14 protein-coding genes and 1 pseudogene are annotated in these 25,957 nt (G+C 75.6%); 8 read left to right on the forward strand and 7 right to left on the reverse strand.

Annotated features, from left to right (window positions below; all coding sequences use genetic code 11):
- Positions 1–2: 2 nt before the first annotated feature.
- The 8 genes from CXR04_RS07840 to CXR04_RS07875 all read left to right on the forward strand — a co-directional run bounded on the left by CXR04_RS07840 (position 3) and on the right by CXR04_RS07875 (position 14,987).
- Complete coding sequence (locus CXR04_RS07840) at positions 3–2,246, forward strand: protein kinase domain-containing protein (protein WP_101421144.1); 2,244 nt, start codon at positions 3–5, stop codon at positions 2,244–2,246.
- Between the two features lie 26 nt (positions 2,247–2,272).
- Positions 2,273–4,345 (forward strand): protein kinase domain-containing protein, encoded by a 2,073-nt coding sequence (locus tag CXR04_RS07845; protein ID WP_101421145.1) that lies wholly within the window; start codon positions 2,273–2,275, stop codon positions 4,343–4,345.
- A gap of 199 nt (positions 4,346–4,544) precedes the next feature.
- Entirely contained in the window at positions 4,545–8,405 is a 3,861-nt protein-coding gene (locus tag CXR04_RS07850; protein WP_101421146.1) for an SCO5717 family growth-regulating ATPase, read from the forward strand.
- Between the two features lie 332 nt (positions 8,406–8,737).
- The gene (locus CXR04_RS07855) at positions 8,738–10,624 is read left to right on the forward strand and encodes an ABC transporter substrate-binding protein (protein WP_101421147.1); all 1,887 of its coding nucleotides are present in this window, start codon (positions 8,738–8,740) and stop codon (positions 10,622–10,624) included.
- Positions 10,625–10,787: 163 nt separating this feature from the next.
- Entirely contained in the window at positions 10,788–11,843 is a 1,056-nt protein-coding gene (locus CXR04_RS07860) for an ABC transporter permease (protein WP_101421148.1), read from the forward strand.
- Positions 11,840–12,847, forward strand: a complete 1,008-nt coding sequence (locus CXR04_RS07865) for an ABC transporter permease (RefSeq protein WP_101421149.1) — start codon at positions 11,840–11,842, stop codon at positions 12,845–12,847. Before CXR04_RS07860 ends, CXR04_RS07865 begins: the two co-directional genes overlap by 4 nt.
- Positions 12,844–13,821: an ABC transporter ATP-binding protein gene (locus CXR04_RS07870; protein WP_101421150.1), complete on the forward strand. Its 978-nt coding sequence runs from the start codon at positions 12,844–12,846 to the stop codon at positions 13,819–13,821. The genes CXR04_RS07865 and CXR04_RS07870 overlap by 4 nt, the downstream gene beginning before the upstream one ends.
- Complete coding sequence (locus CXR04_RS07875; RefSeq protein ID WP_442802361.1) at positions 13,818–14,987, forward strand: ABC transporter ATP-binding protein; 1,170 nt, start codon at positions 13,818–13,820, stop codon at positions 14,985–14,987. The genes CXR04_RS07870 and CXR04_RS07875 overlap by 4 nt, the downstream gene beginning before the upstream one ends.
- 40 nt (positions 14,988–15,027) lie before the next feature.
- Here CXR04_RS07875 and CXR04_RS07880 read toward each other — a convergent pair whose 3' ends face one another.
- The 7 genes and pseudogenes from CXR04_RS07880 to CXR04_RS07915 all read right to left on the reverse strand — a co-directional run.
- On the reverse strand, positions 15,028–15,972 hold the full coding sequence (locus tag CXR04_RS07880; protein ID WP_101421151.1) for a bifunctional riboflavin kinase/FAD synthetase: 945 nt from the start codon (positions 15,970–15,972) through the stop codon (positions 15,028–15,030).
- 185 nt (positions 15,973–16,157) lie between these two features.
- The gene (locus CXR04_RS35670) at positions 16,158–20,252 is read right to left on the reverse strand and encodes a trypsin-like peptidase domain-containing protein (protein ID WP_234380109.1); all 4,095 of its coding nucleotides are present in this window, start codon (positions 20,250–20,252) and stop codon (positions 16,158–16,160) included.
- A gap of 194 nt (positions 20,253–20,446) precedes the next feature.
- A complete protein-coding gene (gene truB / locus CXR04_RS07895) occupies positions 20,447–21,349 on the reverse strand; it encodes a tRNA pseudouridine(55) synthase TruB (RefSeq protein ID WP_101421152.1) in 903 nt (300 codons plus the stop codon).
- On the reverse strand, positions 21,346–21,870 hold the full coding sequence (gene rbfA, locus CXR04_RS07900) for a 30S ribosome-binding factor RbfA (protein ID WP_101421153.1): 525 nt from the start codon (positions 21,868–21,870) through the stop codon (positions 21,346–21,348). The genes truB and rbfA overlap by 4 nt, the downstream gene beginning before the upstream one ends.
- A 25-nt stretch (positions 21,871–21,895) precedes the next feature.
- Entirely contained in the window at positions 21,896–22,192 is a 297-nt protein-coding gene (locus CXR04_RS07905) for a DUF503 domain-containing protein (RefSeq protein WP_101421154.1), read from the reverse strand.
- A gap of 99 nt (positions 22,193–22,291) precedes the next feature.
- Positions 22,292–25,321 (reverse strand): translation initiation factor IF-2, encoded by a 3,030-nt coding sequence (gene infB / locus CXR04_RS07910; protein ID WP_101421155.1) that lies wholly within the window; start codon positions 25,319–25,321, stop codon positions 22,292–22,294.
- A gap of 183 nt (positions 25,322–25,504) precedes the next feature.
- Positions 25,505–25,771: pseudogene (locus CXR04_RS07915) on the reverse strand (YlxR family protein); the annotation flags it as partial.
- Between the last annotated feature and the right edge of the window lie 186 nt (positions 25,772–25,957).

The following is a 25,957-nucleotide window of genomic DNA, read 5'->3' on the forward strand; positions in this document are numbered from 1 at the left end:
CCATGGCTACGCCCCTCACCCACGACGATCCGCAGCAACTGGGCCCGTACCGGCTGGTCGCCCGCCTCGGCAGCGGCGGCATGGGCACCGTCTACCTCGCCCGCTCCGCGGGCGGGCGCACCGTGGCGCTCAAGACCATGCACGCCGACCTCGTCAGCGGCGAAGCCGGCACCGCGGGCGCCGAGTTCCGCACCCGCTTCCGGCTGGAGACCGACGCCGCCCGGGTCATCGGCGACCACTACGGCGCCGAGGTCGTCGACGCCGACCCGCTGGCGGAGACGCCCTGGCTGGCGACCGAGTACGTGCTCGGCCCGCCGCTCGACGAGGCGGTGGCCGTGTCGGGGCCGCTGCCCGAGACCACGACGCGCGCGCTGGGCGCCGCGCTCTGCGAGGCGCTGGGGCAACTGCACCGCTCCGGCGTCGTCCACCGCGACCTGAAGCCGTCGAACATCCTGCTGACGGCGGCGGGGCCCAAGGTCATCGACTTCGGGATCGCCCGCGCGGCGGGCGACGACCACCTGACCCGTACCGGCACCGCCGCCGGCACGCCCGCCTTCATGTCGCCCGAGCAGGCGTCCGGCGTCGAACACACCCCGGTCGGCGACGTGTTCGCGCTCGCCGGCGTGCTGGTCTTCGCCTGTACGGGCCACGGCCCCTTCGGCGGCGGCCAGGCCGCGGACCTGCTGTACCGGGTGCGCTACGGCGAAGCCGACCTGTCCGGCGTGCCCGCCGGGCTGCTGCCGCTGCTCCAGCGCTGCCTGACCAAGGAGCCCGAGACCCGCCCCGGCACCGACGAGCTCGCGCTGCTGCTCGCCGAGGGACTGCCGGACGGCACGGCCGCCGACTTCGCCGACCAGCTCCCGGACGCGCTGCACGCCGACATCCTGCGCCGCGCCGCCGTCGCCTGGCAGCCGCAGCCGCCGAGGCTGCCGTCGCCGGAGCAGGCCGCCATGGAGACCGAGGTGGGCGCGGCCCCCGGCCCGTCGCGGCGCAAGGTGCTGGCGCTGGCGGGCGCGGGCGCGGTGGCCGTCGGCGGCGCGGGGGTGGGGGCGTGGGCGTACCTCCGCGACGACGAGAAGGAGCCGGAGGCCAAGCCCAAGGCGAAGAAGCCGAAGGCGCCGAAGGAGCTGTGGACGCGCCCGGTCGTCGGCGGCGGCGGCGCGTTCAGCCTGGCCACCGGCGGGAACTACGTGCTGCTCCTCACGACCACGGGCGGCGGGCAGTTCGTCGACGCGCGCAACGGCAAGCTGCGCGGCGTCAGCCAGTTGCTCAGCCCGTCGCTCGGCATCGTCGGCGACGACTCCGGGTTCTACTCCGTCGGCAGCCGCAGCGTCTCGGGCGAGGGCACGCACGCGCTCTTCCTCAACGACCCCGAGACGGGCGACTCCGAGGAGGACGTCGTCCTCAACGGCGCGGACGTCAAGGGCACGGCCATCGAGGGCTCCGAGAACGGCATCGTGCTGATGCGCGCGAGCACCCGCTGGGTGACCCGGGTCTACCGCGACAAGAAGACGAAGAAGAAGGTCGTCGAGAAGACGCCGTGGACCTCGCAGTTCGTGGCGGCGGACATGAAGACCGGCGAGCTGCTGTGGGGGTACGACAACAAGTCCCCCGACACCGGCCCCTCGTACGCCACCGCGCTGACGAAGGACGAGGCGCTCATCCGCGTCGAGTCCACCCTGACGTGCATCGACGCCAGGAGCGGCGAGGTGCGCTGGACCTGGAAGGCGCCGGCGGAGGACCGCGAGTCACTGGCCGGGCTGCAGCAGTTCCCGACCGCGAAGGGCCACGTCCTCCTCGGCCTGCGCGACCTGACCGCGCTGCGGCTGTCGGACGGCGAGGTGGGCTGGTCCGTCGGCGAGGGCCGCGACGCGCGCGCCGCCCTCGGCCCGGGCACCCGGCTGTACGGCACCCCCGCGGTCAAGGACGGCAAGGTGTACGTCGTCGAGAACGGCAACGGGCTCATCGCCATCGACGGCGCCAGCGGCGAGGTCGAGTGGGAGGCCAGGGCGGACTGGGCCGGGCCGCAGGCGTTCATCGTCGCGCCCGTGGTCGGCAAGAAGTACGCGTACGTGGGCACCGGCGGGCGCGACTGGGTGCAAGCGGTCGACCTTGAGGAGCACCGGACGGCCTGGTCGTACCGGGGGCCCGAGGACAACGAGCGCCCCATGGTCCTCGCCCAGGACGACGCCAAGGTCGTCCTCGTCGTCACCGCGGCCGACGTGCGCGGGCTTCCCCTTCAGTAGGAACTTCCCCCAGGAGCGGTACGTCCATGAAACCCCTCGGCACCGGAGACCCGCTGCGCCTCGGCCCGTACCGCCTCATCGGCGTGCTCGGCGCGGGCGGCATGGGCAAGGTGTACCTCGGCCGGGACTCCGCCGGCCACCCCGCCGCGATCAAGGTGCTGCGGCCCGAGCTGGCCCACCAGTCGAACCTCGCACAGCGCTTCGTCCGCGAGGCGCACGCCGCGCAGGCGGTGCAGAGCCCCGGTGTGGCGCGGGTGCTGGGCGCGGAGACGGAGAGCGGCCGGCCCTGGATCGCCTGCGAGTTCCTCGCCGGGCCGACCCTTGCGGAGGCCGTCGAGCGGTACGGGCCGCTGGACGGCACGGCACTGCGCGCGGTCGGCGCGGCGCTGGCGAACACGCTCACCGACATCCACGCGGCGGGCCTCGTCCACCGCGACGTCAAGCCGCCCAACATCGTGCTGACGGCGACCGGGCCGCGCATCATCGACTTCGGCATCGCCCGCCCCGAGCACGGCCTGACGCTCACCAGCACCGGCGAGGCCCCCGTCACGCCCGGCTACGGGCCGCCGGAGCAGGTGCTCGGGCAGCGCGTGGGCCCGCCCGCGGACGTCTTCGCCCTGGGCGCGGTGCTCACGCTGGCGGCGACGGGGCAGACGGCGTACCAGGGCAGCCATGTGGCGGCCGTGCAGTACGAGGTGGTGCACGGCGAGCCGCGGCTCGAAGGGCTGCCGCCCGACCTCTACCCGCTGATCGCCCCGTGCCTGGCCAAGGACCCCGCGTACCGGCCCACTCCCCCGCAGATCGCCGCCGCCCTCGCCCCGCCGCCCGGCGCGGCGGCCGTCTGGCAGCACGGCCCGCTCGCCGAGGACATCGGGGGCCGCGAGCAGGAGGCGACCCGCCTCGCCGCGCTCCCCGCGGCCGGCGACACACAGGTGCCGGGGCCCTCGCGGCGGCGGCTGCTGGTCGCGCTCGGCACCGGCGGCGCGGTGGTGGCCGCGAGCGCGGGCACGGCCGCCTGGTGGTGGCTGGGCAAGGACGACGGCGGCACGACCGCGGCGCCCAAGCGCGACCCGTGGGCGGCGCAGCCGCTGAAGAGCTACAGCTCGGACAACGCCCCAGCGGCGCTCTGGGGCCCGGTCGGCGGGCTCAACTCCGATATGCCGATGCTGCTTCCGCTGCGCGAGACGCTGGTCGTCGCGATGGCCGACGGCAGCATCGCCGGCCTGGACATCCGCACGGGCAGGGAGAAGTGGCGCCAGAAGGACGCCGCGGCGGCGTCCAGCGCGGCGGCGCTCGACGAGAACACCTTCGCCGCGGCGGACGCCGACGGCGCCGTGTACGGGCTGCGCGGCCGCGACCGGCGCGAGCAGTGGTCGGCGCCGGACGCCCGGGCGGCGGTCGTGCTCGCGGGCGACAAGCAGGGCGCGTACGTGACCACGAAGGACGGCGAGCTGCGCGCGATCGGCACGAACGGCAAGGAGCGGTGGACGGTCCCGCTGCCGGTCAAGTCGACCGTCAGCAAGCCCGCGTGGGCCACGACGGCCGACGGCATGCTGGTGCTCTCCGGCTCGGACGGCAAGCTCGCGGTGGTCGACACCCGGGACGGCAGGAAGGTGTGGGACACCCCGAAGCGCAGCTCGTACGCGCTGCCGTGCGCGGTCGGCGGCGGCTTCGTGTACGCGGGCGGCGACGGGCTGACGGCGTACGCGCTGAAGGGCGACGGGAAGGTGGAGTGGAACGAGGACCCGAAGGGCGAGTACATCTGGTCCGCACCGGCACTGGACGGCGACCTGCTCTACGCCGTGAACGACACGAACCTCACCGTGAGGAACACCGGGACACGGGAGATCGAGTGGACGCAGGACGCCACGTCCGTCGCGCTGAAGTACCCGCCGGTGATCCAGGGGAACTCGCTGTGGGCCGGGACGTCGTCGAGCGTCGATCCGGACGCGATGAAGGTCTACGACATCGCCAAGGGAAGGCTGGCGTGGGAGGACCGCCGCACGTCGCGTGAGCGGGACGACTGGACCATGACGGCCGCGAACAACAGGGTGTTCGTCCTCTACACGGGGTCGCTGACCGCAAACCCCGTGTTCTGACCGGCAGTCGGGCGGACGGGTCGGCGCGGTGGGCCGTGGCCGCCGCGGGGCCGGTGTTCTGAACGGTGACACATCCGTTGCCGATTGCGACAGTCCGGCCTGCCGGCGCGCTCCGTACTCCCCTTAGGGTGGGAGAAGCACACGGCACCGGGCAGGCGCCGGCACGACCGCCGTGGTGCGAGGGGATCTGGGAGGCACAGTGAGCAGCGATCGGGACGAGAACGGCGCGGGCCGGACCAGCCCCGATGTCGAGCGGTCCGCTACGGAGCCGGAGGGTACGGGCGAGTTCACCAGCAGCCCGGCGCCCGCGGCCTGGTACACGCAGGGGGTGCCGCCGCCGAGCACCGGACAGGACGAGGAGGCGGGCACCGGCTCGTCCCACGCCGGCTCGGCGATGCCTCCGTTGCCCAACGGCTTCACCGCGGCCCACGTACCGGCTCCGGGGCCGGTGCCGGAGTCGATGACGCCGCCGCCGTTCCTGCTGACGCTGCCGGACGAGCCGCCGGAGCCGCCGCAGGCCCCGGAGCCCGCGACGCCGCCCGCACCGGAGGCGGCCCCGGTGGCCGCCGAGCCGGCCGCGGACCGGGACCGGGACGACGACCAGGACGAGCCGTACGCGGACGAGGACGACTCGCCGCCGCTGACGGCGGCGACGGACCCGGCCGCGGTGGCGTTCGCCGCGCTGCCGGTGACCCCGGCGGTGCCGGAGGCCGGGACCGACGACGAAGGGGACGCCGGCGCCGGCGCCGCGCCCGCGGCGGAGGCCGAGGAGTTCACGTCCTCCCCGGGGAACACCCCGAGTTGGTACGGAGGCGGCGCCTCCGCGACGCCGGCGGGCACCGAGACGTACGACGAGCAGGACACCGCCTCCGCCGCGCCCGAAGCGGACGAGGACCCCGCGGGCGCCACGGCGGAGTCCGCCGACGCGGACGACGACCGGGACACCGGCACCGACTTGGCCACGACCGCCGAGACGTCCGGCGAGGACTCCCCGTCCGGTGCCGACTGGCCCTCCCTTCCGGAGGCGGCACCCGCCGCGCAGGCCGGCGAGGACGACCGGGCCGACGACACCTCCTGGCGCAGCAGCGAGCCGGAGTCGGGGTGGCCCTTCCCGTCCGCGGACGCGGCCGGGGAGCGGGCGGCGGACGACGAACCGGCCGCGGCGGCCGGCACCGACGAGACCCCGGAGGCGGAGTCCGAGGCGGCCGGCACCGACTGGCAGAGCGGCACCGACTGGCACAGCACCGCCGCACCCGCCGCGGAGGCGGGCGAGGCGTCCGGATCGGACGCGGCCTGGCCGTTCACAGCCACCTCCCCGGCGGTGGACGAGGAAGCCGAGGCGCAGGACCCGGCCGGCGCCTCCTCCGGCACCGACTGGCAGGACGGCGCGGCCGGCACCGGCGAGTCCGCCGAGTCCGGGTCCGCGTGGCCCGCCTTCGCCGGTACGCAGGAAGCCGCGGACGACGGGACCGGCGCGTCCGGCGAAGGCGCCGAGGCGCCGGAGGCGGGGGCCGCATGGCCGCCCCTTCCCGGTACGCAGCCCGCCGCGGAGGCGGACGAGGACGCGCCCGCGGCCGGCGTATCCGCCTTCCCCGCACCGCAGTTCGCGGCGCCCCCGCGGCCGGAGGCTGACGAGGCGGGTACGCCCGCCCCGTACCGCGACGACGCCACACGCACGCTGACCCCGCTCGTCGCCCACGCCGCGCCCGGCGCCGCGCAGGAAGACCGCGAGCAGGGCCAGGACGCCGACGCGGCGCAGGACGACCGGGACAGCGGCGACGTGGTGAGCGGCGCGACCATGCGCTTCTCGCCGGCCTCGCTGCGCGCGCAGGCCGCGGAGGTCCAGGACCGTACGCCCGCGGACGACGAGCCCAACGACGCCGTGCCCGCGGCCGCCGAGGTGCAGGACCGGGTGCCGGCCGACGCCGCGCCCGCCCGCGACGACGAGCCGCAGGACGCGCCGCCGCAGGCCAGCCCGTACGCGACGGACCGCGCGCCCGCGGGCGCGAACCCGTGGGCGCCCGCGCCCGTACCCGACGAGTCCGCCTCGCCCACGGCGCTGCCGCCGCTCCCCCCGCAGTTCCCCGCCGCCGAGCCGCAGCGCCCCCCAGCCGCGGACCTGCCGTCCGGCCCGCCGCCCGCGGCGGGCGCACCCTGGCAGTCGCCCACCCCGCAGCCCGCACCGGAGCAGTCCGCGCCGCAGCCCCCTGCGGCTCCTCCGGCGGCGCCCTCCGCCCCGCCGCAGCAGCCGTACCCGGGCCTGCCCGCTCCGGGCGCCGTACCGGAGGCCCCCGCGGCGTCCGCGCAGCCGCCCGGCGCCCCCGCTGCCCCGGCCTCGCCCGTTCCGGCTACCCCGCCCGGCACCCCCGGCGCGCACTCCGCGCCCGGCAGCCGGCTCCCGGCCCCGCACACCCCGCCCGGGCCCGCCGCCGGCGTCGAGGCACCGCGCTCCGGGCCCGCCGCCGAGCCGCCGCCCGGCTGGACCGTGGCGTCGCCCTCCGGCGTGCCCGTGGCACCGGCCGCCCAACAGCCCGACTCCCGCGCCGCGCAGGGCGGTTACGGCTGGCCCCAGCCCCCCGCCGCCCAGCAGGGCCAGCCGGGTCAGCAGGCCAGCCCCGGCCAGCAGAGCCAGCCCGGACAGCCCGGCCCCTACCCCGGCCTCCCCGCCCAGCCCCCGCAGCAGGCCCACCCCGGCCAGCAGCCGGGCCAGCAGCCCGGCCACCAGGCCCAGCCCGGTCAGCCCGGCCAACTCCCCGGCCAGCCCGCCCAGCAGCCTCCCGGCCTCCCGCCCGCCGGCGGCGCCCAGACCGGTGCCCCCGGCCAGGGCGCGCTCTCCCCGGCCACCTCCCCCGCGCCCCCCGCCCAGCCCGGCGGCGACCCGCGGTCCGGCGGCTGGCCCGACGTCACGCCCGAGCAGCGCCGCCAGCCGGTGCACAACGCCCCGCTCGGCTACACCGCCGCCGTCGAGCTGTCCTCCGAGCAACTGCTGCACGACAAGCACAAGCCGCAGCGCAAGTCGGAGCGCGGCGGCCTGTCCCGCTTCAAGCTCGGCGGCAAGGCGGCCGAGGAGGAGCGGCAGCGCAAGATCGCCCTCGTCCGCACCCCGGTGCTGTCCTGCTACCGCATCGCGGTGATCTCCCTCAAGGGCGGCGTCGGCAAGACCACGACGACCACCGCGCTCGGCGCGACCCTCGCCGCCGAGCGGCAGGACAAGGTCATCGCGATCGACGCCAACCCGGATGCCGGCACGCTGGGCCGCCGGGTGCGCCGCGAGACGGGCGCGACGATCCGCGACCTGGTGACGGCGATCCCGTACCTCAACAGCTACATGGACATCCGCCGGTTCACCTCGCAGGCGCCGTCCGGCCTGGAGATCCTGGCCAACGACGTCGACCCGGCGGTCTCCACGACGTTCAACGACGAGGACTACCGCCGCGTCATCGACGTGCTCGGCAAGCAGTACCCGATGATCCTCACCGACTCCGGCACCGGCCTGCTCTACAGCGCCATGCGCGGCGTTCTCGACCTCGCCGACCAGCTCATCGTCGTGGCCACGCCGTCCGTCGACGGCGCGTCCAGCGCCAGCACCACGCTGGACTGGCTGCACGCCCACGGCTACGCCGACCTGGTCTCGCGGAGCATCACGGTCATCTCCGGCGTCCGCGAGACCGCCAAGATGATCAAGATCGACGACATCGTCAACCACTTCAAGCAGCGCACCCGCGCGGTGCAGGTGATCCCGTTCGACGAGCACCTGTCGGCGGGCGCGGAGCTGGACCTGTCGATGATGCGGCCGAAGACCAAGGAGGCGTACTTCAACCTCGCCGCGCTCGTCGCCGAGGACTTCACCCGCGCCCAGCAGGCGCAGGGCCTGTGGACCGGCGAGGGCGGCCAGCAGCCGCCGCACGCGATGCCGCCGCTGCCCGGCCAGGGCGGCGGCGCGGGCGGCCCCGGCGGCTACGGCGCAGGCGGTGGGTACCCGGGCGGCGGCGGCTATCCGGGTGGCGCGCCCGGCACCGGCCCGTCCCAGGCGCAGTCCGGCCCGAGCCCGTACGGGTGATGCCCCGGGCGGATCCGCCGGCGGCCCGGGTCGCCGGCCTCCCCGGGTCCGTACCGGCGGACCGGCCAGCGCGGACGCGCGCCCGCGGGCGCGCGGAAGATCCGGCCGCGCCGCCGGCCCACGCCGGGCGCCCGCCCGGCCTGCCGCCATTGGGTTGAACCAATGAGGCCCGCAGCCTTTTTGAAGGCGCGGGCCTCATTCGCGTTTCAGCGGGGTATCGCCCTCGTACAGGCCGGTCACGATCGTTGACATGTTTAGACCAACCTCGCTAGACAGACCCGACCGCCAGGCCGGTCAGCCGGCATCCCGCCCCCTGAAGACCGCGAGGTGTCATGCAGCCCACCGACGACAACGCCCCGACGCCCGGCCCACTCCACCGACCGACCCCCGCCGCCCGCTCCGGCCGCCGGCTGCGCCGCGCGCTCTGCGCGGGCGCCGCCGCCCTCGCGCTGCTCGGCGCCGCCACCGCGGGACCGGCCGCGGCGACCTCCGCCCAGGACGACGGGGGCGACGACGGCGACAAGACGGTCCTGACGGCCGCCGTCGCGCAGTCCGTCGACTCGCTCAGCCCGTTCCTCGCGGTCACCCTCGTGGCCACGAGCCTGAACCGGCTGATGTACGACTCGCTCGTCAACTACGACGTCAAGACGCAGGAGCCCGTCCCGGGGCTGGCCGAGAAGTGGGAGCCCTCGAACGCGGGCAAGACGTGGACGTACACCATCCGCGACGGCGTGAAGTGGTCCGACGGGAAGCCGCTGACCGCGGAGGACGCCCGCTGGACGTTCGACACGATGATGACCGACGAGGCCGCGGGCGCGGCCAACGGCTCGTACGTCGCCAACTTCGCGAAGGTCTCGGCGCCCGACGCGCGCACGCTCGTCGTGGAGCTGAAGGAGCCGCAGGCCACGATGAACTCGATGGACCTGCCGATCGTGCCCAAGCACGTCTGGGAGGACGTCGACGACCTCGGGAAGTTCAACAACGACTCCGACTTCCCGGTCGTCGGCAGCGGCCCGTACGTGCTCACGGCCTTCAGGACCGACTCGCACGTCACCTTCGAGCCGAACGGGAACTTCTGGCGGGGCAAGCCGAAGTTCGACGAGGTGACGTTCAAGTACTACAAGGAGACCGACGCCGCCGTCGCCGCCCTGCGCAAGGGCGAGGTCTCCTTCGTGCCGGACCTGACGCCGGCGCAGGCCGCGTCGCTCAAGGGCCAGCCCGACATCAAGGTGAACGACGGCCAGGGCCGGCGCTTCTGGGCCATCGCCACCAACCCCGGGGCGCGGGACGTCGGGGGCCGCAAGTTCGGCGACGGCCATCCGGCGCTGCTCGACCCGCGGGTGCGCGAGGCGCTGTTCCTCGCGGTGGACCGTACGGCGATAGTGGACAAGGTGCTCCAGGGGCACGGCGTCGAAGGCGAGGGCTACATCCCGCCGCGGTTCGCCGACTACCACTGGAAGCCGTCCGCCGAGCAGAAGATCGGCTACGACCCGGAGAAGGCGGCGCGGCTGCTGGACCGGGCGGGCTACAAGCTCAAGGACGGCAAGCGCGTCGGCAAGGACGGCGAGCCGCTGAACTTCCGGATGCTGTGCCACTCCACCGACCCCAAGGACAAGGCGGCAGGCAAGTTCCTGGAGGAGTGGTGGGGCGAGCTGGGCATCGGCCTGGACCTGCAGTGCCTGGACAACGTGGGCGACCCGTGGGTGGCCGGTGAGTACGACCTCGCCTTCGACGGCTGGTCGGTCAACCCGGACCCGGACTTCGTCCTGGCCATCCACACCTGCGCCGCGCTGCCGGAGTCCGAGGACGTGGTGGGGCAGACGGACAACTTCATCTGCAACAAGGACTACGACCGGCTCTACGCCGAGCAGTTGGCCGCGTACGACGACCCGGCCAAGCGCGCGGAGATAGTCCGGGAGATGCAGTCGGTGCTCTACGACACCGGGTACATGAACGTGCTGGCGTACCCGAACTCCGTGGAGGCGTACCGCACCGACCACATCGAGTCGATCACCGCCATGCCCGCGGGCAACGGCAACATCTGGGGCCAGGACGGCTCCTGGAGCTGGGCCACCGCGGTCCCCGCCGCCAAGGCGTCTGACGACGGCGGCTCGGCGATGGGCGTGGTGCTCGGCGGCGGCGCGGCGGTCGTCGTGGTGGTCGCGGCGGGCGTGTTCTTCACGCTGCGCCGCCGGGCCACCGCGGAGGACCGCGAGTAGCCCGTACGCACCCTCGCCACCCGGGGGGTGTCCGGCGCCGCGGCGCCGGACACCCCGCCGGCCCGACCCCACCGCCCGAGACCTCCGCCCCCAGTCGCACCCCACCCGCGCGCGCCGCACGCGCGCCACGCACCCCGGACGGCACCCCAGCAAAGCGAGGGCCATGTCTACGGCAGACGCATCCGTCACCCCCGCCGCCGCGAAAACGGCGCCCGACGCCCGCGGCTCCGCGGGCAGTTCCCGCCGCGCCTACCTCAGCTACGTGGCGGGCAAGCTCGCCGGCGCCGCGGTCTCCCTCTTCGCCATCCTCGTCACCAGCTTCTTCCTCTTCCGGATCATCCCCGGCGACCCGGTCAAGACGATGACGCACGGCCGCAAGGTCGACGCCGAGCAACTCGCCGCGCTGCGCCGGCAGTACGGTCTCGACCTGCCGCTGTGGGAGCAGTTCACGCACTACGTCGGCGACGCGCTGACCGGCAGCCTGGGCGACTCGTACCAGTTCAACAAGCCGGTCCTCGACCTCATCTGGGAGCGCGTGCCGGCCACCCTGCTGCTCACCGGCACGGCCGTGGTGCTCTACAGCGCCCTCGGGCTCTGGCTCGGCACGCGCGCGGCCTGGCGGCACGGCGGCCTCGGCGACAAGGTCAACACGAGCATCGCGCTCATCCTGTGGTCGGTGCCGCACTTCTGGCTCGGGATGCTGCTCATCATCGTCTTCTCCGTCGGCATCGGCCCCGTCCCCGGGCTCTTCCCCACCGGCGGCATGGAGTCGGGCGACGAGCACGGCCTCGCGTACGTCGTGGACGTGATCCACCACATGTTCCTGCCGGTGCTCACCCTCGTGGCCGCGTGCTACGCGCAGACGCTGCTGGTCATGCGCTCCTCGCTGCTCGACGAGATGGGCAGCGACTATCTGACGGCCGCCCGTGCCAAGGGGCTGCGCGACGACCTCGTACGCCGCCGGCACGCCGTGCCGAACGCGATGCTGCCGACGATCACACTCGTCTTCGTCAACCTCGGCTTCATCGCGGCCGGCTCGATCCTGGTGGAGACGGTCTTCTCCTGGCCCGGCCTGGGCGGGCTCTTCTACCAGGCGCTCAGCATCCCCGACCTGCCGCTGATCCAGGGCCTGTTCATCGTCTACGCGGGCTCGATGATCCTGGCGAGCGTGGTCGCCGACCTGATCTATCCGCTGTTCGATCCCCGGGTGGGCCGATGAGTACGGAAGCACTGGGCGAGGAGCCGGGCTTCGAGCCCAAGATCCCGCCCGCCACGGAACCCCCTGCCACGGAACCCCCTGCCTCGGAACCCCCGGCCGCAGGACCTCCCGCCGCCGACCCGCGGGCGCTGGCCCGGGCGCGCCGGCGCCGCTCCACGGCCCGCTTCTGGCGCGCGTACCGGAAGCAGCGGGCGGGGCTCGTCGGCCTCGTCGCCCTCGTCGTCATCGCGTTCGTGGCACTGGCCGCGCCGCTGCTCGTCGGCTCCGACGCCGACAGCGTGACCGACGCGCCGGGCACCGCGCTGGAGGACCCCAGCACCGAGTTCCCGCTGGGCACCGACCAGTTCGGCCGCTCGGTGCTCGACCTCCTCGTCTACGGGGCGCGCATCTCGCTCACCGTCGGGCTGCTGGCCGCCGCGCTGACCGTCGGCATCGGCACCCTCGTCGGCATGGTCGCGGGACACTACGGCGGCTGGCTCTCCGGCGTGACCATGCGCGTCACCGACTTCTTCCTCGTCATGCCGACGCTGGTGCTGGCGATCGTGCTGGCCACGGTGATGTCCCGGTCGGTCACCACCGTCATCATCGCGATCGGCGTGGCCGCCTGGCCCAAGACCGCGCGGCTGGTACGGGCGCAGACGCTGGCCATCGAGGCCCGCCCGTACGTCGAACGCGCCCGCGCGCTCGGCGGCGGGCACACGCACATCATGCTCCGGCACGTCCTGCCGAACGTGATGCCGCTGGTCCTCGCCCAGACCACGCTGGTCATCTCCGAGGCCATCCTCACCGAGGCGACGCTCGCGTTCCTCGGCCTCGGCGACCCGCAGGTCATCTCCTGGGGCGGCATGCTCCAGGACGCCCGTGAAGCGGGGGCGATCAGCTCCGGGCACTGGTCGTTCCTGGTGCCGCCGGGCATCGCCATCGCGGTGGTCGCACTCAGTTTCACGCTGTCGGGGCGCGCGCTGGAGTCCGTGCTCAATCCGAAGCTGGGGGTGGCGAAGTGACGCTCCTCGACGTGCGCGACCTGCACGTGACGTACGGTACGGGCGCCGCCGCCGTCCCCGCGGTCCGCGGCGTGGACCTCAGCCTGGCCGCGGGGCAGAAGCTCGGCCTGGCGGGCGAATCGGGCTGCGGCAAGTCGACCCTGGCGCTGGCACTGCTGCGGCTGCTGCCGCACTCCGCGCGGCTGAGCGGGGAGATCCTGCTCGACGGCGAGGACGTGCTCACGATGTCGTGGGGGCGGCTGCGCGCGGTGCGCTGGGCGGGCGCGTCGATCGTCTTCCAGGGCGCGATGCACTCGCTCAACGCCGTCCACCGCATCCGCGACCAGATCGCCGAGCCGATCCTGCTGCACCGGCTGGAGACCTCCCAGAGCGCGGCCCGGCGGCGGGCGGAGGGGCTGCTGGAGCAGGTCGGGCTGCCGGCCGCCCGCGGCGGCGCGTACCCGCACGAGCTGTCCGGCGGCCAGCGGCAGCGGGTGATGATCGCGATGGCGCTGGCGTGCGACCCGCGGCTGATCGTCGCCGACGAGCCGACGACGGCGCTGGACGTGATGATCCAGGCGCAGATCCTGCGGCTCATCGAGCGGCTGGTCGCCGACCAGGGCATCAGCCTGCTGATGATCAGCCACGACCTGGCGGTGCTCTCCGACACCTGCGACCGGCTGGCGGTCATGTACGCGGGCCGGATCGTCGAGGAGGGCCCGGCGCAGACGGTGTTCACGGCGGCGGAGCACCCGTACAGCGGCGCGCTGGCGGCCGCGTTCCCGACCGTGGGCCGCGCCGCCGACCGCCGCGCCCCGCAGGGCCTGCCCGGCGATCCGCCGGACCCGGCCCGGCTTCCGCCGGGCTGCGCGTTCCACCCGCGCTGCCCGGTGGCGCTGGAGACCTGCGCGACGGCGGACCCGCGGCTGCGGGAGGCGGGCCCGGGGCGGCGGGCCGCGTGCGTACACGTGGACAGCGTCAAGGAGGCACGGTGAGCGGGGAGTCGGCGGAGAAGGCAAAGGACGCGGGGGCGCCGGGGGCGGACGGGGACGTACGCGCGGGGGCGCCTGCGGCCCCGGGCAAGGAGCCGGCGAACGGGATCGCGGCCGGTGCCGGAGGCCCCGGGTTGCGCAAGCCCGGGCCCGCGGCCGTACGCGGCGAAGACGCCCCCGCCGCCGGGCCGCTGCTCGCCGCCGACGGGCTGCGGGTCGTCTTCCCCGGGCGGCACGGCGCACCCCCCGCGCGGGCCGTCGACGGCGTGCACCTCGCCATCGGCCCCGGCGAGATCGTCGCCCTCGTCGGCGAGTCGGGATGCGGCAAGACCACCCTGGCCCGCGCGCTCCTCGGCCTGGTCCGCCCCACCGCGGGCACGGTCGCGTTCCGCGGCTCCCCGCTGGCGTACGGCGGCCGGGCGCTCAAGGCGTACCGGCGGCGGGTGCAGCTCGTGCTCCAGGACCCCAGCGGCTCGCTCAACCCGCGGCACACCGTCTACGACGCCGTCGCCGAGGGCCTGCGCATCCACGGCCACCGCGGCGACGAACGCGCCGCCGTGGCCTCCGCGCTCGCCCGCGCCGGGCTGCGCCCGCCGGAGCGGTTCTTCCTGCGCTACCCGCACGAGCTGTCCGGCGGCCAGCGGCAGCGCGTCGTCATCGCCGGGGCCCTGGTGCTCGACCCGGAGCTGATCGTCGCCGACGAGCCGGTGGCCTCGCTCGACGCCTCGGTGCGCGGCGAGATCCTGGCGCTGCTGCTGCGGCTCCGCGACCAACTGGGGCTGTCCGCACTGGTCGTCACGCACGACCTGGGGCTGGCGTGGAACATCGCGGACCGGGTCGCGGTGATGTACCTGGGCCGGATCGTGGAGGCGGGCCCGGTGGAGGAGGTGCTGACGGCGCCGCGGCACCCGTACACGAAGGCCCTGCTGTCGGTGCTGCCGGAGTCGGGGACGGCGCCGGTGGTGCTGACGGGCGAGCCGCCGGACCCGGCGCGGATCCCGGGCGGCTGCCGGTTCCACGCGCGCTGCCAGCAGCTCGCCTCCGGCGAGGCGGCGTCGGCGGGCGTCGCGGACGCCTGCCGCGGCACGGACCTGCCGGTGCTGGACGGGACCCGGCCGGGGGTGGCGTGCCACCTGGCCGGGACGGCGGCGGCGGCCCCGCCGGCGTAGGACGGCAGGCGGCGCCTGCCGGGGCACCGGGCGGGCGCCGTCAGCGGGCCGCGGTCAGCTCGCGGCAGGCGTCGACGTCGCGGCGCATCTGGTCCTTCAGGTCCTCAACGGTCTCGAAGCGCTCCTGGCCGCGGACGAAGGCGAGGAAGTCGACGGCCACGTGCAGCCCGTACAGGTCGAGGTCGTCGCGGTCGAGCGCGTACGCCTCCACCGTCCGCTCCGTGCCGTCGAACTGCGGGTTGGTGCCGACGGAGATCGCCGCGGGCAGCCGGTCGCCCGCGGCCTCCAGCCAGCCCGCGTACACCCCGTCGGCGGGGATCGCGGTGTGCGGCAGGGTCTCCAGGTTGGCGGTCGGGAAGCCCAGCTCGCGGCCGCGCTGCGCGCCGCGTACGACGACGCCCTCGACGCGGTGCGGCCGCCCCAGCACCTCCGCCGCCCCGGTGACGTCGCCCTCGGCGATCAGCCGCCGGGCGAGGGTGGAGGAGAACGGCTCGCCGCCGCCCGCGGCGCCGCTGACCTGGAGGTCGACGACGTCCACCGTGTAGTCGTACGTCTCGCCGAGGGAGGTGAGGAACGCGACGTCGCCGGCGGCCTTGTGGCCGAAGCGGAAGTTCGGGCCCTCCACCACCACACGCGCGTGCAGCTTGTCGACCAGCACCTTCACCACGAAGTCCGCGGGCGCCAGCTTCGAGAACTCCGCGGTGAACGGCAGGATCAGCAGCGCGTCCACGCCGAGGTCCGCCATCAGCTCCGCCCGCCGGTGGTGCGCGGCCAGCAGCGGGGGGTGGCTGCCGGGGCGGACGACCTCCATGGGGTGCGGGTCGAAGGTCACCACGACGGACTGCACGCCCAGTTCCCGGGCCCGCTTCACTGTCCGGCCGATGATGAGCTGGTGGCCGCGGTGCACGCCGTCGAACGAGCCGATGGTGACGACGCTGCGCCCCCACCCCTCGGGGATGTCCTCCAAGCCACGCCAGCGCTGCACTCTGCCCGCTCCTCGGTCCGCCGTTGTCGTGCCTGCCCCGTACAGGATTGTGGAACACAAGACTGCCATGCTCGCGGTCGAGCGCAGGAGCCGGGCGCCGGTCCGCCCGGCGGGACGGCCGGTTTCGTGCGGCGGTACGGGCGGTCCGTACCGACTCCGCCGTCTTCTGCCGCACGCCCGCGGGCTCAGGACGCGCGCCGCGGGTGCGCCGTGCCCACGGCGAGCTGCGCGCTCGGCCCCAGCAGCACCGCCCAGCCGTCCCGGTCCGCGGCCAGCCAGCCGCGCAGTTGCGCCGCGAACGCGGGCAGCTCGGCGGCGAGGGCCACCAGCCGCCGGTCGAAGACCGCCGCCCCCTCCGGGGTACGGGACAGCAGCAGCCCGATGCGCCGGACGAGGTCCCGGGTGCCGCACTCCGTGCGCCGCCCGGTGGCGCGGCCGACGGCGGCGAGCAGGGCGTCGAGCACGGCGGGCTCGCGCTCGCGGTCCAGGAGCACGGCGAGCAGTTCGCTGCGCAGGGCACCGGAGGTGCGGGTGCCGGGGTCCGCGACGACGGGCGCGAGCGCGCGGCGCACCACCGGCGAGTGCGCGGTCAGCAGCTCGACGGCGAGCGGGAGGAGTACGGCGCGGTCGCCCTGCCCGTGCTCCAGCCGCCGGTCCACGAAGTCGGCGGCGGCCGCGGCGCCTTCGGGGTGGTGCCCGACGTACTCGCGGACGAGGTCCGCGGCGCTGCGCGCCAGCGCGGGGGCGTCGGCGCGGACGCGGGCGAGGGTGCGCAGCACGTCGGCGGCGCCGTTGCCGGACTGGTGGAGGCGGTCCCGGAAGGCGTCGAGCACGGGCCCGGGGTGGGTGGCGAGCGCGGGGGCGAAGTCGGCGGGGGCGAGGTGCGGGTCGTCGCCGGCGAGGAGTGCGAGGGCGCGGTCGAGGTGCGCGGGGCGGCTCTCGGGGTCGCGGAGGAGCACGGCGAGGGCGGGGCCGTGGAGGGTGTCGTCGCCGGCGTGGGCGAGCAGGGCCTGCGCGGCGTAGCGCAGCAGCGCGCGGTCGGCGGCGCCGCGCGCGTGCCGGGCGGTCTTCGGCGCGTACGCCGCGGCGGCAACCCGCCGCTCCGGGCGGGGGTCGCGGGCCCAGCGGTCCACGGCGCGGCACAGGGCGGACGGCTCGTCCTCGGCGAGCGCGGCGAGAAGTTCGCCGGCACGAGGGTGGGCGGTGGCGACGAGGGCGTCGGCGAGGTCGTCCACGGCGCGGGCACGGTGGGTGTGGAGGAGCGCCTGGGCGGCGTCGGCGACGGTGGCGCCCTCGGCGGGCAGCGCGCGCTCGTCGTCGAACCAGCCGACGAGGAGCCGCTGCGCGGGGGTGGGGTCGGCGTGCAGCAGCTCCCCGGCGGCGGTCAGGTACGTGGACGGGCGGCGGGTGTCGGCGGGCACGAGGCGGCGCAGCAGGTCGAGGCGGTCGGCGAGCGGGAGGGGCAGCCGGGTGAAGAACGACGGGCCGAAGAGGGCGAGCACGGCGGGGAGTTGCGCGGTGCCGCCGAAGCGGGCGGCGTGCCCGGCGAGGCAGGCGGCGAGGCGCCGGAGCACCCGCCGGTACGGGCGGGCGTCGGGCACCCGCAGCAGGGTCTCGCCGAGCAGATGGGCGGCCCACCAGCCGCCGTCGGCCCCGGGGGGCAAACCGTGGCCCGGCTCCGGGAACGACGTGCGGCGGCTGACCGCGGCGTCGGCGGCGCCCAGCAGGTCCGTCAGCCGGCGGCCCAGCTCCGTACCGCCGTGCCGCCGCTCCAGCAGGAGCAGCGCCTCGACGCACGCCCCGATCCGGTGCGGCGGCACCGGCAGCGCGCGCCGCGCGGCGCCGCCGTCCGCGGAGGACGGCAGGTCTCCGGGGCGCCAGCGCTCGGAGGTGCGGTGGACGAGCACGGCGAGGGCGGCGTCGACGTCGAGGTGGGCGCCCTGCAGCCAGTCGGCGAACTCCTCGTGCGCGAACCGGTACCCGGCACCCGCGGGCACCAGCAGCCCCTCGGCGAGCACCGCGGAGGCCCACCCGGTGAGACCGGCGAGATGGTCCGGCACCCGCCAGGGAAACAGCTCCTCGAACGCCGCCCGCTCCAACTCCCCCTGCCCGGGCCCCAGACACCGCCGCGCCGCCTCATGCACCTGCCCGGCGACGTACACGGCCAGCCGCGAGACGGCGGCCCCCCGGGGCCCGCCGGGACCGGCGCCGCGGACGAGCCGGGAGGCGATGCGCAAAGAGACAAGCGCAAGGTAAGCCTCGAAAACCTCCCACCGCCGCGCCCCGGCACCACCCGGCGCGGTAGCGGAACGGCCCGGCCCCGCAGCAGCGGCAGCCGGCCCCGGGGCCGCTGCGGCACCCGCTCCCACCCCGGCCCGCGGCGAAGCCGCTGCCGCCCCGGACCCGCCCGGCGCGGAGGCACTATCGCCCAGGTCCGGACCCGCCCCGCCCGCCAGCGGTGCCGCGGACCCCGGTCCGGCGCCCGCGGGCCCCGCTCCCTGCCCGGCACCCGTCCGCTCCGTCCCGTACCCGGCGGAACCCGCTGCCGCGCCCGGCTCACCCGGCAACGGCGCTGCGGGCACCAGCCCGGCGCCCGCGCCCGGGGCCTGCGCCGGGGCCGCCGCGCCCCCGCGCGCCTCCTGCGTCCCGCCCCGGTCCGCCCCTCCCCCGCCCGGCTCCGCCGCCTCGCCCTCCCGCGGCAGCGCCGCGCGGACTTCCGCCAGCAGCCGCAGCGTCAGCGGGTGGCGGGACTCCGCCCCGTGGAGGGCGGTGGCCGGGAGGCCGTAGTGGGTGCGGGCGCGTGCCGCCTCTGCCGGGGTGAAGTCCCCCAGCGGGACACACGGCGGCAGCGCGTCGGGACCCGACCGCCCCGCGTGCAGCATCCCCGCGGGGAACAGCGCACCCGCCCGTTCCCAGTACTCCGGCCGGCACGCGAGCACCAGCCGTACGCCGTGCTCGCCCAGCCACTCCGCCGTGTGCGCCGTCCACTCCCCCAGCGCCGCCGCCAGCACCGGCGGCATCTCCTCGGGACCGTCGAGCAGGACCAGCAACGGCCGCCCCGCGACGTGCGCTTGCGCGGCGACCGCCTCCGCGGTGGCCGACGCCGGGTCGCCCGCGCAGCCGGCGGCGCCCGCCGCCGCGGCCACCACCCGCGCGGCGTCGCGCAGCGCCCGGGCCACGGCATCCCGTACACCGGCGTCCGCGACCTTCAGATCCGCGCCGCGCAGGCGCACCGAGGGCGCGCCTTCCGCGGCGCGGCGGGCCGCGAGCCCGGCAAGTTCGGTCGACCGCCCGGTGCCGGGCCCGCCGGCGAGCGCGAGAACGTGCGCCCCACCGCCGAAGAACCGCCCGAACTCCGTCCCCACCCCTCGCCGTTCCACCGGCGGCCCCCACACATGCGCGCAGGAGCCACCCGGAAGTGCCGCGCCGACGCAGGCACCCAGGCCCTCCGCGACGCCCGCGACCGCCGCTCCCCCGGGCCCCGCCGCACCGCGAGTGACCGTGGCGGCTGCGGCCCACGCGACCCGGTCCGCAGCCGCAACTCCCCCGGCTCCCGCGGCTCCCCAGAAGCCTCCGGCTCCCGCGGCCGCACCACCGCCCGCCTCCCCCAGCTCGACCGCCCCCGCCAGGTTCAAGTCCCGCCCGTACGCGGCCACCTGCGCCCCGCCCCGGTCCAGCGCCGCGCCCAGCGTCCCCGCCGCATCGTCCGCCGCCCCGCGCAGCGGCACCGCGTGGGCCACCCCGCCGCGGTCCGCGTGCAGCGCGGTGCCGACCACGGCGACCACCGCCCCGCTCGCGGCGTCCACGACCGGCGCGCCGCTCGCCTCGCCGCCCGCGCGCAGCGACTCGTGCGGGGCCAGGGCGAGTTGCAGCACTCCGTCGACGAGGTGGTAGCGGTCGGTCGCGGTGTACGTGGCCGCCGCCGCGGCCACCACCCGCCCGGGCACCCGCGCCAGGGGCAGCGCGACGGCCACCTCCGTGCCGTCTTCGGGCACCGCGGCGGCGAGCGCGAAGGCCCGGGCGCCGGCCAGCCCCGGGGCCCGTACGACAGCCAGGTCCGCACCCGGCAGCGAGGTGACGTCCGCGGACTCGACCAGCCAGGTGTGCGCGTCGCCGGGCGCGTGCAGCACCAGCCGGGCGAGTCCGTCCACGGCCTCGTGACTCGTGAGCACCGTGCCCTCGGCGTCCACGAGGAATCCGGTGCCCCGCGGGCGCCCGGCCAGGTCGCGGATGCGGACGACGGTGCCGGGCGCGCGCGGCGGCGGCGATGAATACGGCAACGGCCAGCCTCCCCGGGTGAGCCCCAGGGCATGGCTTGCCACCGCCTGATCACGGGAAACGACGAATGGCGCGATGCGCCCCCCGGGACACCCGTTCGGCGGAATCCACGCCACCGCGGAGGACCGGAGCGGCGGTCACGTACCCCCGCACGACCGCCCCGCGGCCCGGCGGACCACGCGAACGGCACCGCTGACTACGCGAACACCGCCAGCGCCTTCGCCCGCCCCCCGGCCGGCTCCACCAGCGCCAGGAACCGCCCGTCCGGGCCGAACACCGCGTGCGGCCCCTCCGCCAGCCCCTCCGGCACCACCACCCGCACCCCGTGCGACAGCAGCCGCGCCTGCTCGGCGTCCACGTCCCAGCGCGGGAAGGCCGCCGCCGCGGCGTCCCCGATCGGCAGCACGCCGAGCCGCTCCTCCAACTGCTCCAGCGTCCGCGCCCCGTCCAGCCCGTACGGGCCGACGCGGGTGCGGCGCAGCGCGGTGAGGTGGCCGCCGACGCCGAGTCCTGCGCCGAGGTCGCGGGCCAGGGCGCGGATGTACGTGCCCGAGGAGCACTCGACCGTGACGTCCAGGTCCGTCACCCGGGTGCCGTCCGCGGCCGTCGCCGTCCGCACGTCGTGCAGCACGAAGGTGCTGACGGTCACCGGCCGCGCCGGCAGTTCCACGGCCTCGCCGTCGAGCACCCGCTTGTACGACCGCTTGCCGTCCACCTTGATCGCGCTGACGGCGGACGGCACCTGCATGATGTCGCCGGTCAGCCCGGCGATGCCGGCATCGACCGCGCCCGGCGGCAGGTCACCGGCGTCGGCGGTGGCGGTGACGTCGCCCTCGGCGTCGTCGGTCACCGTCGTCTGGCCGAGCCGGATCGTGGCCCGGTACTCCTTGTCGGTGAGCGCGAGGTGGCCCAGCAGCCGGGTCGCCTTCTCCACGCCGAGGACGAGTACGCCCGTCGCCATCGGGTCCAGCGTCCCGGCGTGGCCCACACGCCGGGTACGGGCCAGCCGACGCAGCCGGCCGACGACGTCGTGCGAGGTCAGCCCGGCCGGCTTGTCGACGATGACAAGGCCGTCCGGGCCGGTCGGCTTCCCCCTCATGACCCCGCCGGGCCCCCGTCCGCATCATCGCGCGCCGCGCCGGGGCCCGGCTCGCCCGGGTCCGCCTTGCCGTCCGCGCTGTCGTCCTCGTCGTCCTCGTCGCGGTCCCGCTTGTACGGGTCCGCCCCCGCCGCGTACTCCGCGCCCGCGGCGGTGCTGCGCACCTGCTCGTCCTGGAGCCGGGCGCGCTCCAGGACGTCGTCGATGTTCTTGGCGTTCTCGGGCAGCGCGTCCGGCACGAACGCGAGCGTCGGGGTGAACTTCACCCCGGCGGCGGCGCCGACCGCCGAGCGGAGCACGCCCTTGGCGCTCTCCAGCCCCTTCGCGGCCTGCGCCCGCTCCTCGTCGTCGCCGTACACCGTGTAGAAGACGGTCGCCTCCCGGAGGTCCCCGGTCACACGCGTGTCGGTGATGGTCACCCGGGAGCCGAGCCGCGGGTCCTTGATCCCCCGCTGCAGCTTCTCGGCCACGACCTCACGGATGAGGTCCGCCAAGCGCTTCGCCCGTGCGTTGTCGGCCACTGGTCCGTCTCCTTGCCCACTTTGTCTACTCGTCGTCTTCGTGGTGGATCCGCCGCCGTACGGACAGCAGCTCCACCTCCGGCCGGGCGGCGAGCATCCGCTCGCACCGGTCCAGCATGTCGGTGAGGTGCCCGGCGTCCCCGGAGATGGTTGCCAGCCCGATCACGGTCCGGCGGTGCAGATCCTGGTGCCCGACCTCCGCGGCGGTCACCGCGTATTTGCGGATCAGCTCCGCGACGATCGGGCGGACGACGGAGCGCTTCTCCTTCAGCGACCGTACGTCGCCGAGGAGGAAGTCGCAGGAAAGCGTCCCTACGTACACGTGTGTCCGGATCACCCGCCGGTACGGGATATACGGGATGGAAGGCGGCGCGGGGGCGGCCCTTCGTGAAGGGCCGCCCCCGGCCGGCGGTGCTGCTGATCAGGCGCGCGGCTTCTCGCGCATCTCGTACGTCGCGATGACGTCGTCCACCTTGATGTCGTTGTAGTTTCCGAGGTTGATACCGCCCTCGAAGCCTTCGCGGATCTCGGTGACGTCGTCCTTGAAGCGGCGCAGACCCTCGATGTTGAGGTTCTCCGCGACCACCTTGCCGTCGCGGATGACCCGGGCCTTGGTGTTGCGCTTGACCTCGCCGGAGCGGATGAGCACACCGGCGATGTTGCCCAGCTTGGAGGAGCGGAAGACCTCGCGGATCTCGGCGGTGCCGAGCTCCACCTCCTCGTACTCCGGCTTGAGCATGCCCTTCAGCGCGGCCTCGATCTCCTCGATGACCTGGTAGATCACCGAGTAGTACCGGACGTCGACGCCCTCACGCTCGGCCATCTGCGTCGCCCGGCCCTCGGCGCGGACGTTGAAGCCGATCACGATCGCGTCCGAGCCCGTGGCCAGGTCGATGTCGGTCTCGGTGACCGCACCGACGCCGCGGTGCAGCACGCGCAGGTCGACCTCTTCACCGACGTCCAGTTGCATGAGCGAGGACTCGAGCGCCTCGACGGAACCCGCCGCGTCGCCCTTGATGATGAGGTTGAGCTGCTGCACCTCGCCGGCCTTGAGCACCTTGTCCAGGTCCTCCAGCGACACCCTGCGGGTGCGCTTGGCGAAGGCGGCGTTGCGCTCGCGCGCGGCGCGCTTCTCGGCGATCTGGCGGGCCGTACGGTCCTCCTCGACCACCAGGAAGTTGTCCCCGGCGCCGGGGACGCTGGTCAGACCGAGCACCTGGGCGGGGGTCGAGGGACCGACCTCGTCCAGGGGGTTGCCCAGGTCGTCGAGCATGGCGCGCACGCGGCCGTAGGCGTCGCCGACGACCATCGTGTCGCCGATCCGCAGCGTGCCGCGCTGGACCAGCACGGTCGCCAGGGCGCCGCGGCCGCGGTCGAGGTGGGCCTCGATCGCGATGCCCTCGGCGTCCTGCTTCGGGTTCGCGCGCAGGTCCAGGCTGGCGTCCGCGGTGAGGACGACGGCCTCCAGCAGGTTCTCGATGTGCAGACCCTGCTTGGCGGAGATGTCGACGAACATCGTCTCGCCGCCGTACTCCTCGGCCACCAGCCCGTACTCGGTGAGCTGGCCGCGCACCTTCGTCGGGTCCGCGCCCTCGACGTCGATCTTGTTGACCGCGACGACGATCGGCACGTCGGCCGCCTTGGCGTGGTTCAGCGCCTCGACCGTCTGCGGCATCACGCCGTCGTTGGCCGCGACCACGAGGATCGCGATGTCGGTCGCCTTCGCACCGCGGGCACGCATGGCGGTGAACGCCTCGTGACCCGGGGTGTCGATGAAGGTGATCCGGCGCTCGTCGCCGTTGACTTCGGTCGCCACCTGGTACGCGCCGATGTGCTGGGTGATACCGCCGGCCTCGCCCTCCAGGACGTTGGTCTTGCGGATCGCGTCCAGCAGGCGCGTCTTGCCGTGGTCGACGTGACCCATGACGGTGACCACCGGGGGCCGGGCCACGAGCGCTTCCTCGCCGCCCTCGTCCTCGCCGAACTCGATGTCGAACGAGTCGAGGAGCTCGCGGTCCTCCTCCTCCGGGCTGACGACCTGGACGGTGTAGTTCATCTCCTCGCCCAGGAGGTTCAGCGTCTCGTCGGAGACGGACTGCGTCGCGGTGACCATCTCGCCCAGGTTGAACATCACCTGGACCAGGGACGCCGGGTTGGCGTTGATCTTCTCCGCGAAGTCGGTGAGCGACGCGCCGCGGGAGAGACGGACCGTCTCGCCCTTGCCGCGCGGGAGCATCACGCCGCCGATGGACGGCGCCTGCATCTGCTCGTACTCCTGGCGGCGCTGCCGCTTCGACTTGCGACCGCGGCGCGCCGGACCGCCCGGACGCCCGAAGGCGCCCTGCGTGCCGCCGCGGCCACCGGGACCGCCGGGACGGCCGCCGAAGCCGGGACGGCCACCGCCGCCACCGCCGCCGGGACGACCGCCGAAGCCGCCGCCACCGCCACCGCCGCCACCGGGACGACCGCCGAAGCCGCCGCCACCGCCGCCGGGACGACCGCCGCCACCGCCGCCGCCCGGACGACCGCCGGGACCGCCGCCGCCAGGACGGCCACCGCCGCCGGGACGACCGCCGGCCGGGGCGCCGGGGCGCCCGCTGGGAGCGGGGCGCTGCGGCATCATGCCGGGGTTCGGGCGCGGGCCGCCGGGACGCGCGCCGCCGCCCTGACCGCCCTGCGGCCGGGGCATGCCGCCCGGGGTGGGCCGGGAGCCGCCCGGCGCCTGCGGGCGCGGACCGCCGCCCTGCGCACCGCCCTGACCGCCGCCGCCGGGGCGGGGGGCCTGCGGGCGCGGGGCCTGCGGGCGGGCCATGCCGGTGGAGCCGCTGGACGTGAAGGGGTTGTTACCCGGACGCGGGCCCGCGGGCCTGCCGCCGGGACGCGGGCTGGGCGCACCGGAGCGCCCGCCGCCGGGACGGCCGCCGCCGCTGTCGGGCCGGCCGCCGCCCTGGCCGCCGCCGCCACGCGCGGGGGCGGGCGGGCGCGGGCCCGGCTTCACGCCGGGCTTGGGGGCGCCGCCGCGGTCCGCGGCAGGCGGTGCGGTGAACTCCGGCGCCTCGGGCGCCGGGGCCTTCTGCGCCGGGGGGGTCGGGCCCGGAGCCGGGCGGGGGCCCGGACCGGGTGCGGGCCTGCCGGCGTCGGCGCCGGGGCGCGGCGCGGGCTTGCGCTCCGCGGCCTGCTCGGGCTTGACGGGGGCGGGCTTCGCCGCGGGTGCGCCGGGGACGCCGGGCTTGGCGGCGGCCTTCTTCGGCGCTGCGGGCTTGCCGGCGGGCTTGGCCGCAGCCGAGCCGTTGCCGGACTGGAATGCGTCAGTCAGTTTGCGTACAACCGGCGCCTCGATGGTCGAGGACGCCGAGCGGACGAATTCGCCAAGTTCTTGGAGCTTGGCCATGACGACCTTGCTCTCGACGCCGAACTCCTTGGCGAGTTCGTATACCCGGACCTTAGCCACTTCGCTCCTTCTGGTCCGGGGGTGTCCGCCGGACCTTCGCTACTTCTGCATGGGCGTACTCATCGCGTACTCATCGAGTGCTCATCGCAATCTCGACCCACTTCCGACTCGCGAGGTACCTGGCTGCGCGGGGTTCCGCGCGGCGCTCGTGTTCTTCGTGCTCATGTCTGCCTCCACGGCCTGCTGCTCCACGAAACGGTCCACGTCCGCGGTGCCGAGCGGGCCCTGGGCCCGCAGGGCCCGGACGAACGCCCGGCGGCGGACCGCCAGGTCGAGGCATGCCTTGACGGGGTGCAGATATGCGCCCCGGCCGGGCAGCGTACCGCGGGGATCAGGGACGCATGCGCCCCCGACCTCCACCACACGCAGCAGATCGCCTTTGGTCGCACGCACCCGGCACCCCACGCAGGTGCGCTCGGGGCAGCCCCGGGCGCGCGTCCGGCCAGACACGCTCAAGTCTACCTCCACGGCCGACAGGCACCGCCTCGGGGTACCGATCGAACGGCTGTTTTCGCCCACGGCAAGGCACAGCCCACGGCGGGCCCGACGATACGTGATCTACGCCCGGCGGTGCGACCCGGTTTTCGCCGGCCGGCCGCCAGCCCCGGAGCCGGGCGCGGACGGCGCCCGGCCCGC

The organism is Streptomyces sp. CMB-StM0423, from assembly GCF_002847285.1.
In the GTDB taxonomy this organism is placed as follows: Bacteria; Actinomycetota; Actinomycetes; order Streptomycetales; family Streptomycetaceae; genus Streptomyces.

Excerpts from the sequence above, each read along its gene's own strand:
- CXR04_RS07860 (WP_101421148.1), top strand. The coding sequence starts at position 10,788 with ATGTCTACGGCAGACGCATCCGTCACCCCCGCCGCCGCGAAAACGGCG.
- truB (WP_101421152.1), bottom strand. The coding sequence starts at position 21,349 with ATGAGGGGGAAGCCGACCGGCCCGGACGGCCTTGTCATCGTCGACAAG.
- CXR04_RS07845 (WP_101421145.1), top strand. The coding sequence starts at position 2,273 with ATGAAACCCCTCGGCACCGGAGACCCGCTGCGCCTCGGCCCGTACCGC.
- CXR04_RS07840 (WP_101421144.1), top strand. The coding sequence starts at position 3 with ATGGCTACGCCCCTCACCCACGACGATCCGCAGCAACTGGGCCCGTAC.
- CXR04_RS07865 (WP_101421149.1), top strand. The coding sequence starts at position 11,840 with ATGAGTACGGAAGCACTGGGCGAGGAGCCGGGCTTCGAGCCCAAGATC.
- CXR04_RS07855 (WP_101421147.1), top strand. The coding sequence starts at position 8,738 with ATGCAGCCCACCGACGACAACGCCCCGACGCCCGGCCCACTCCACCGA.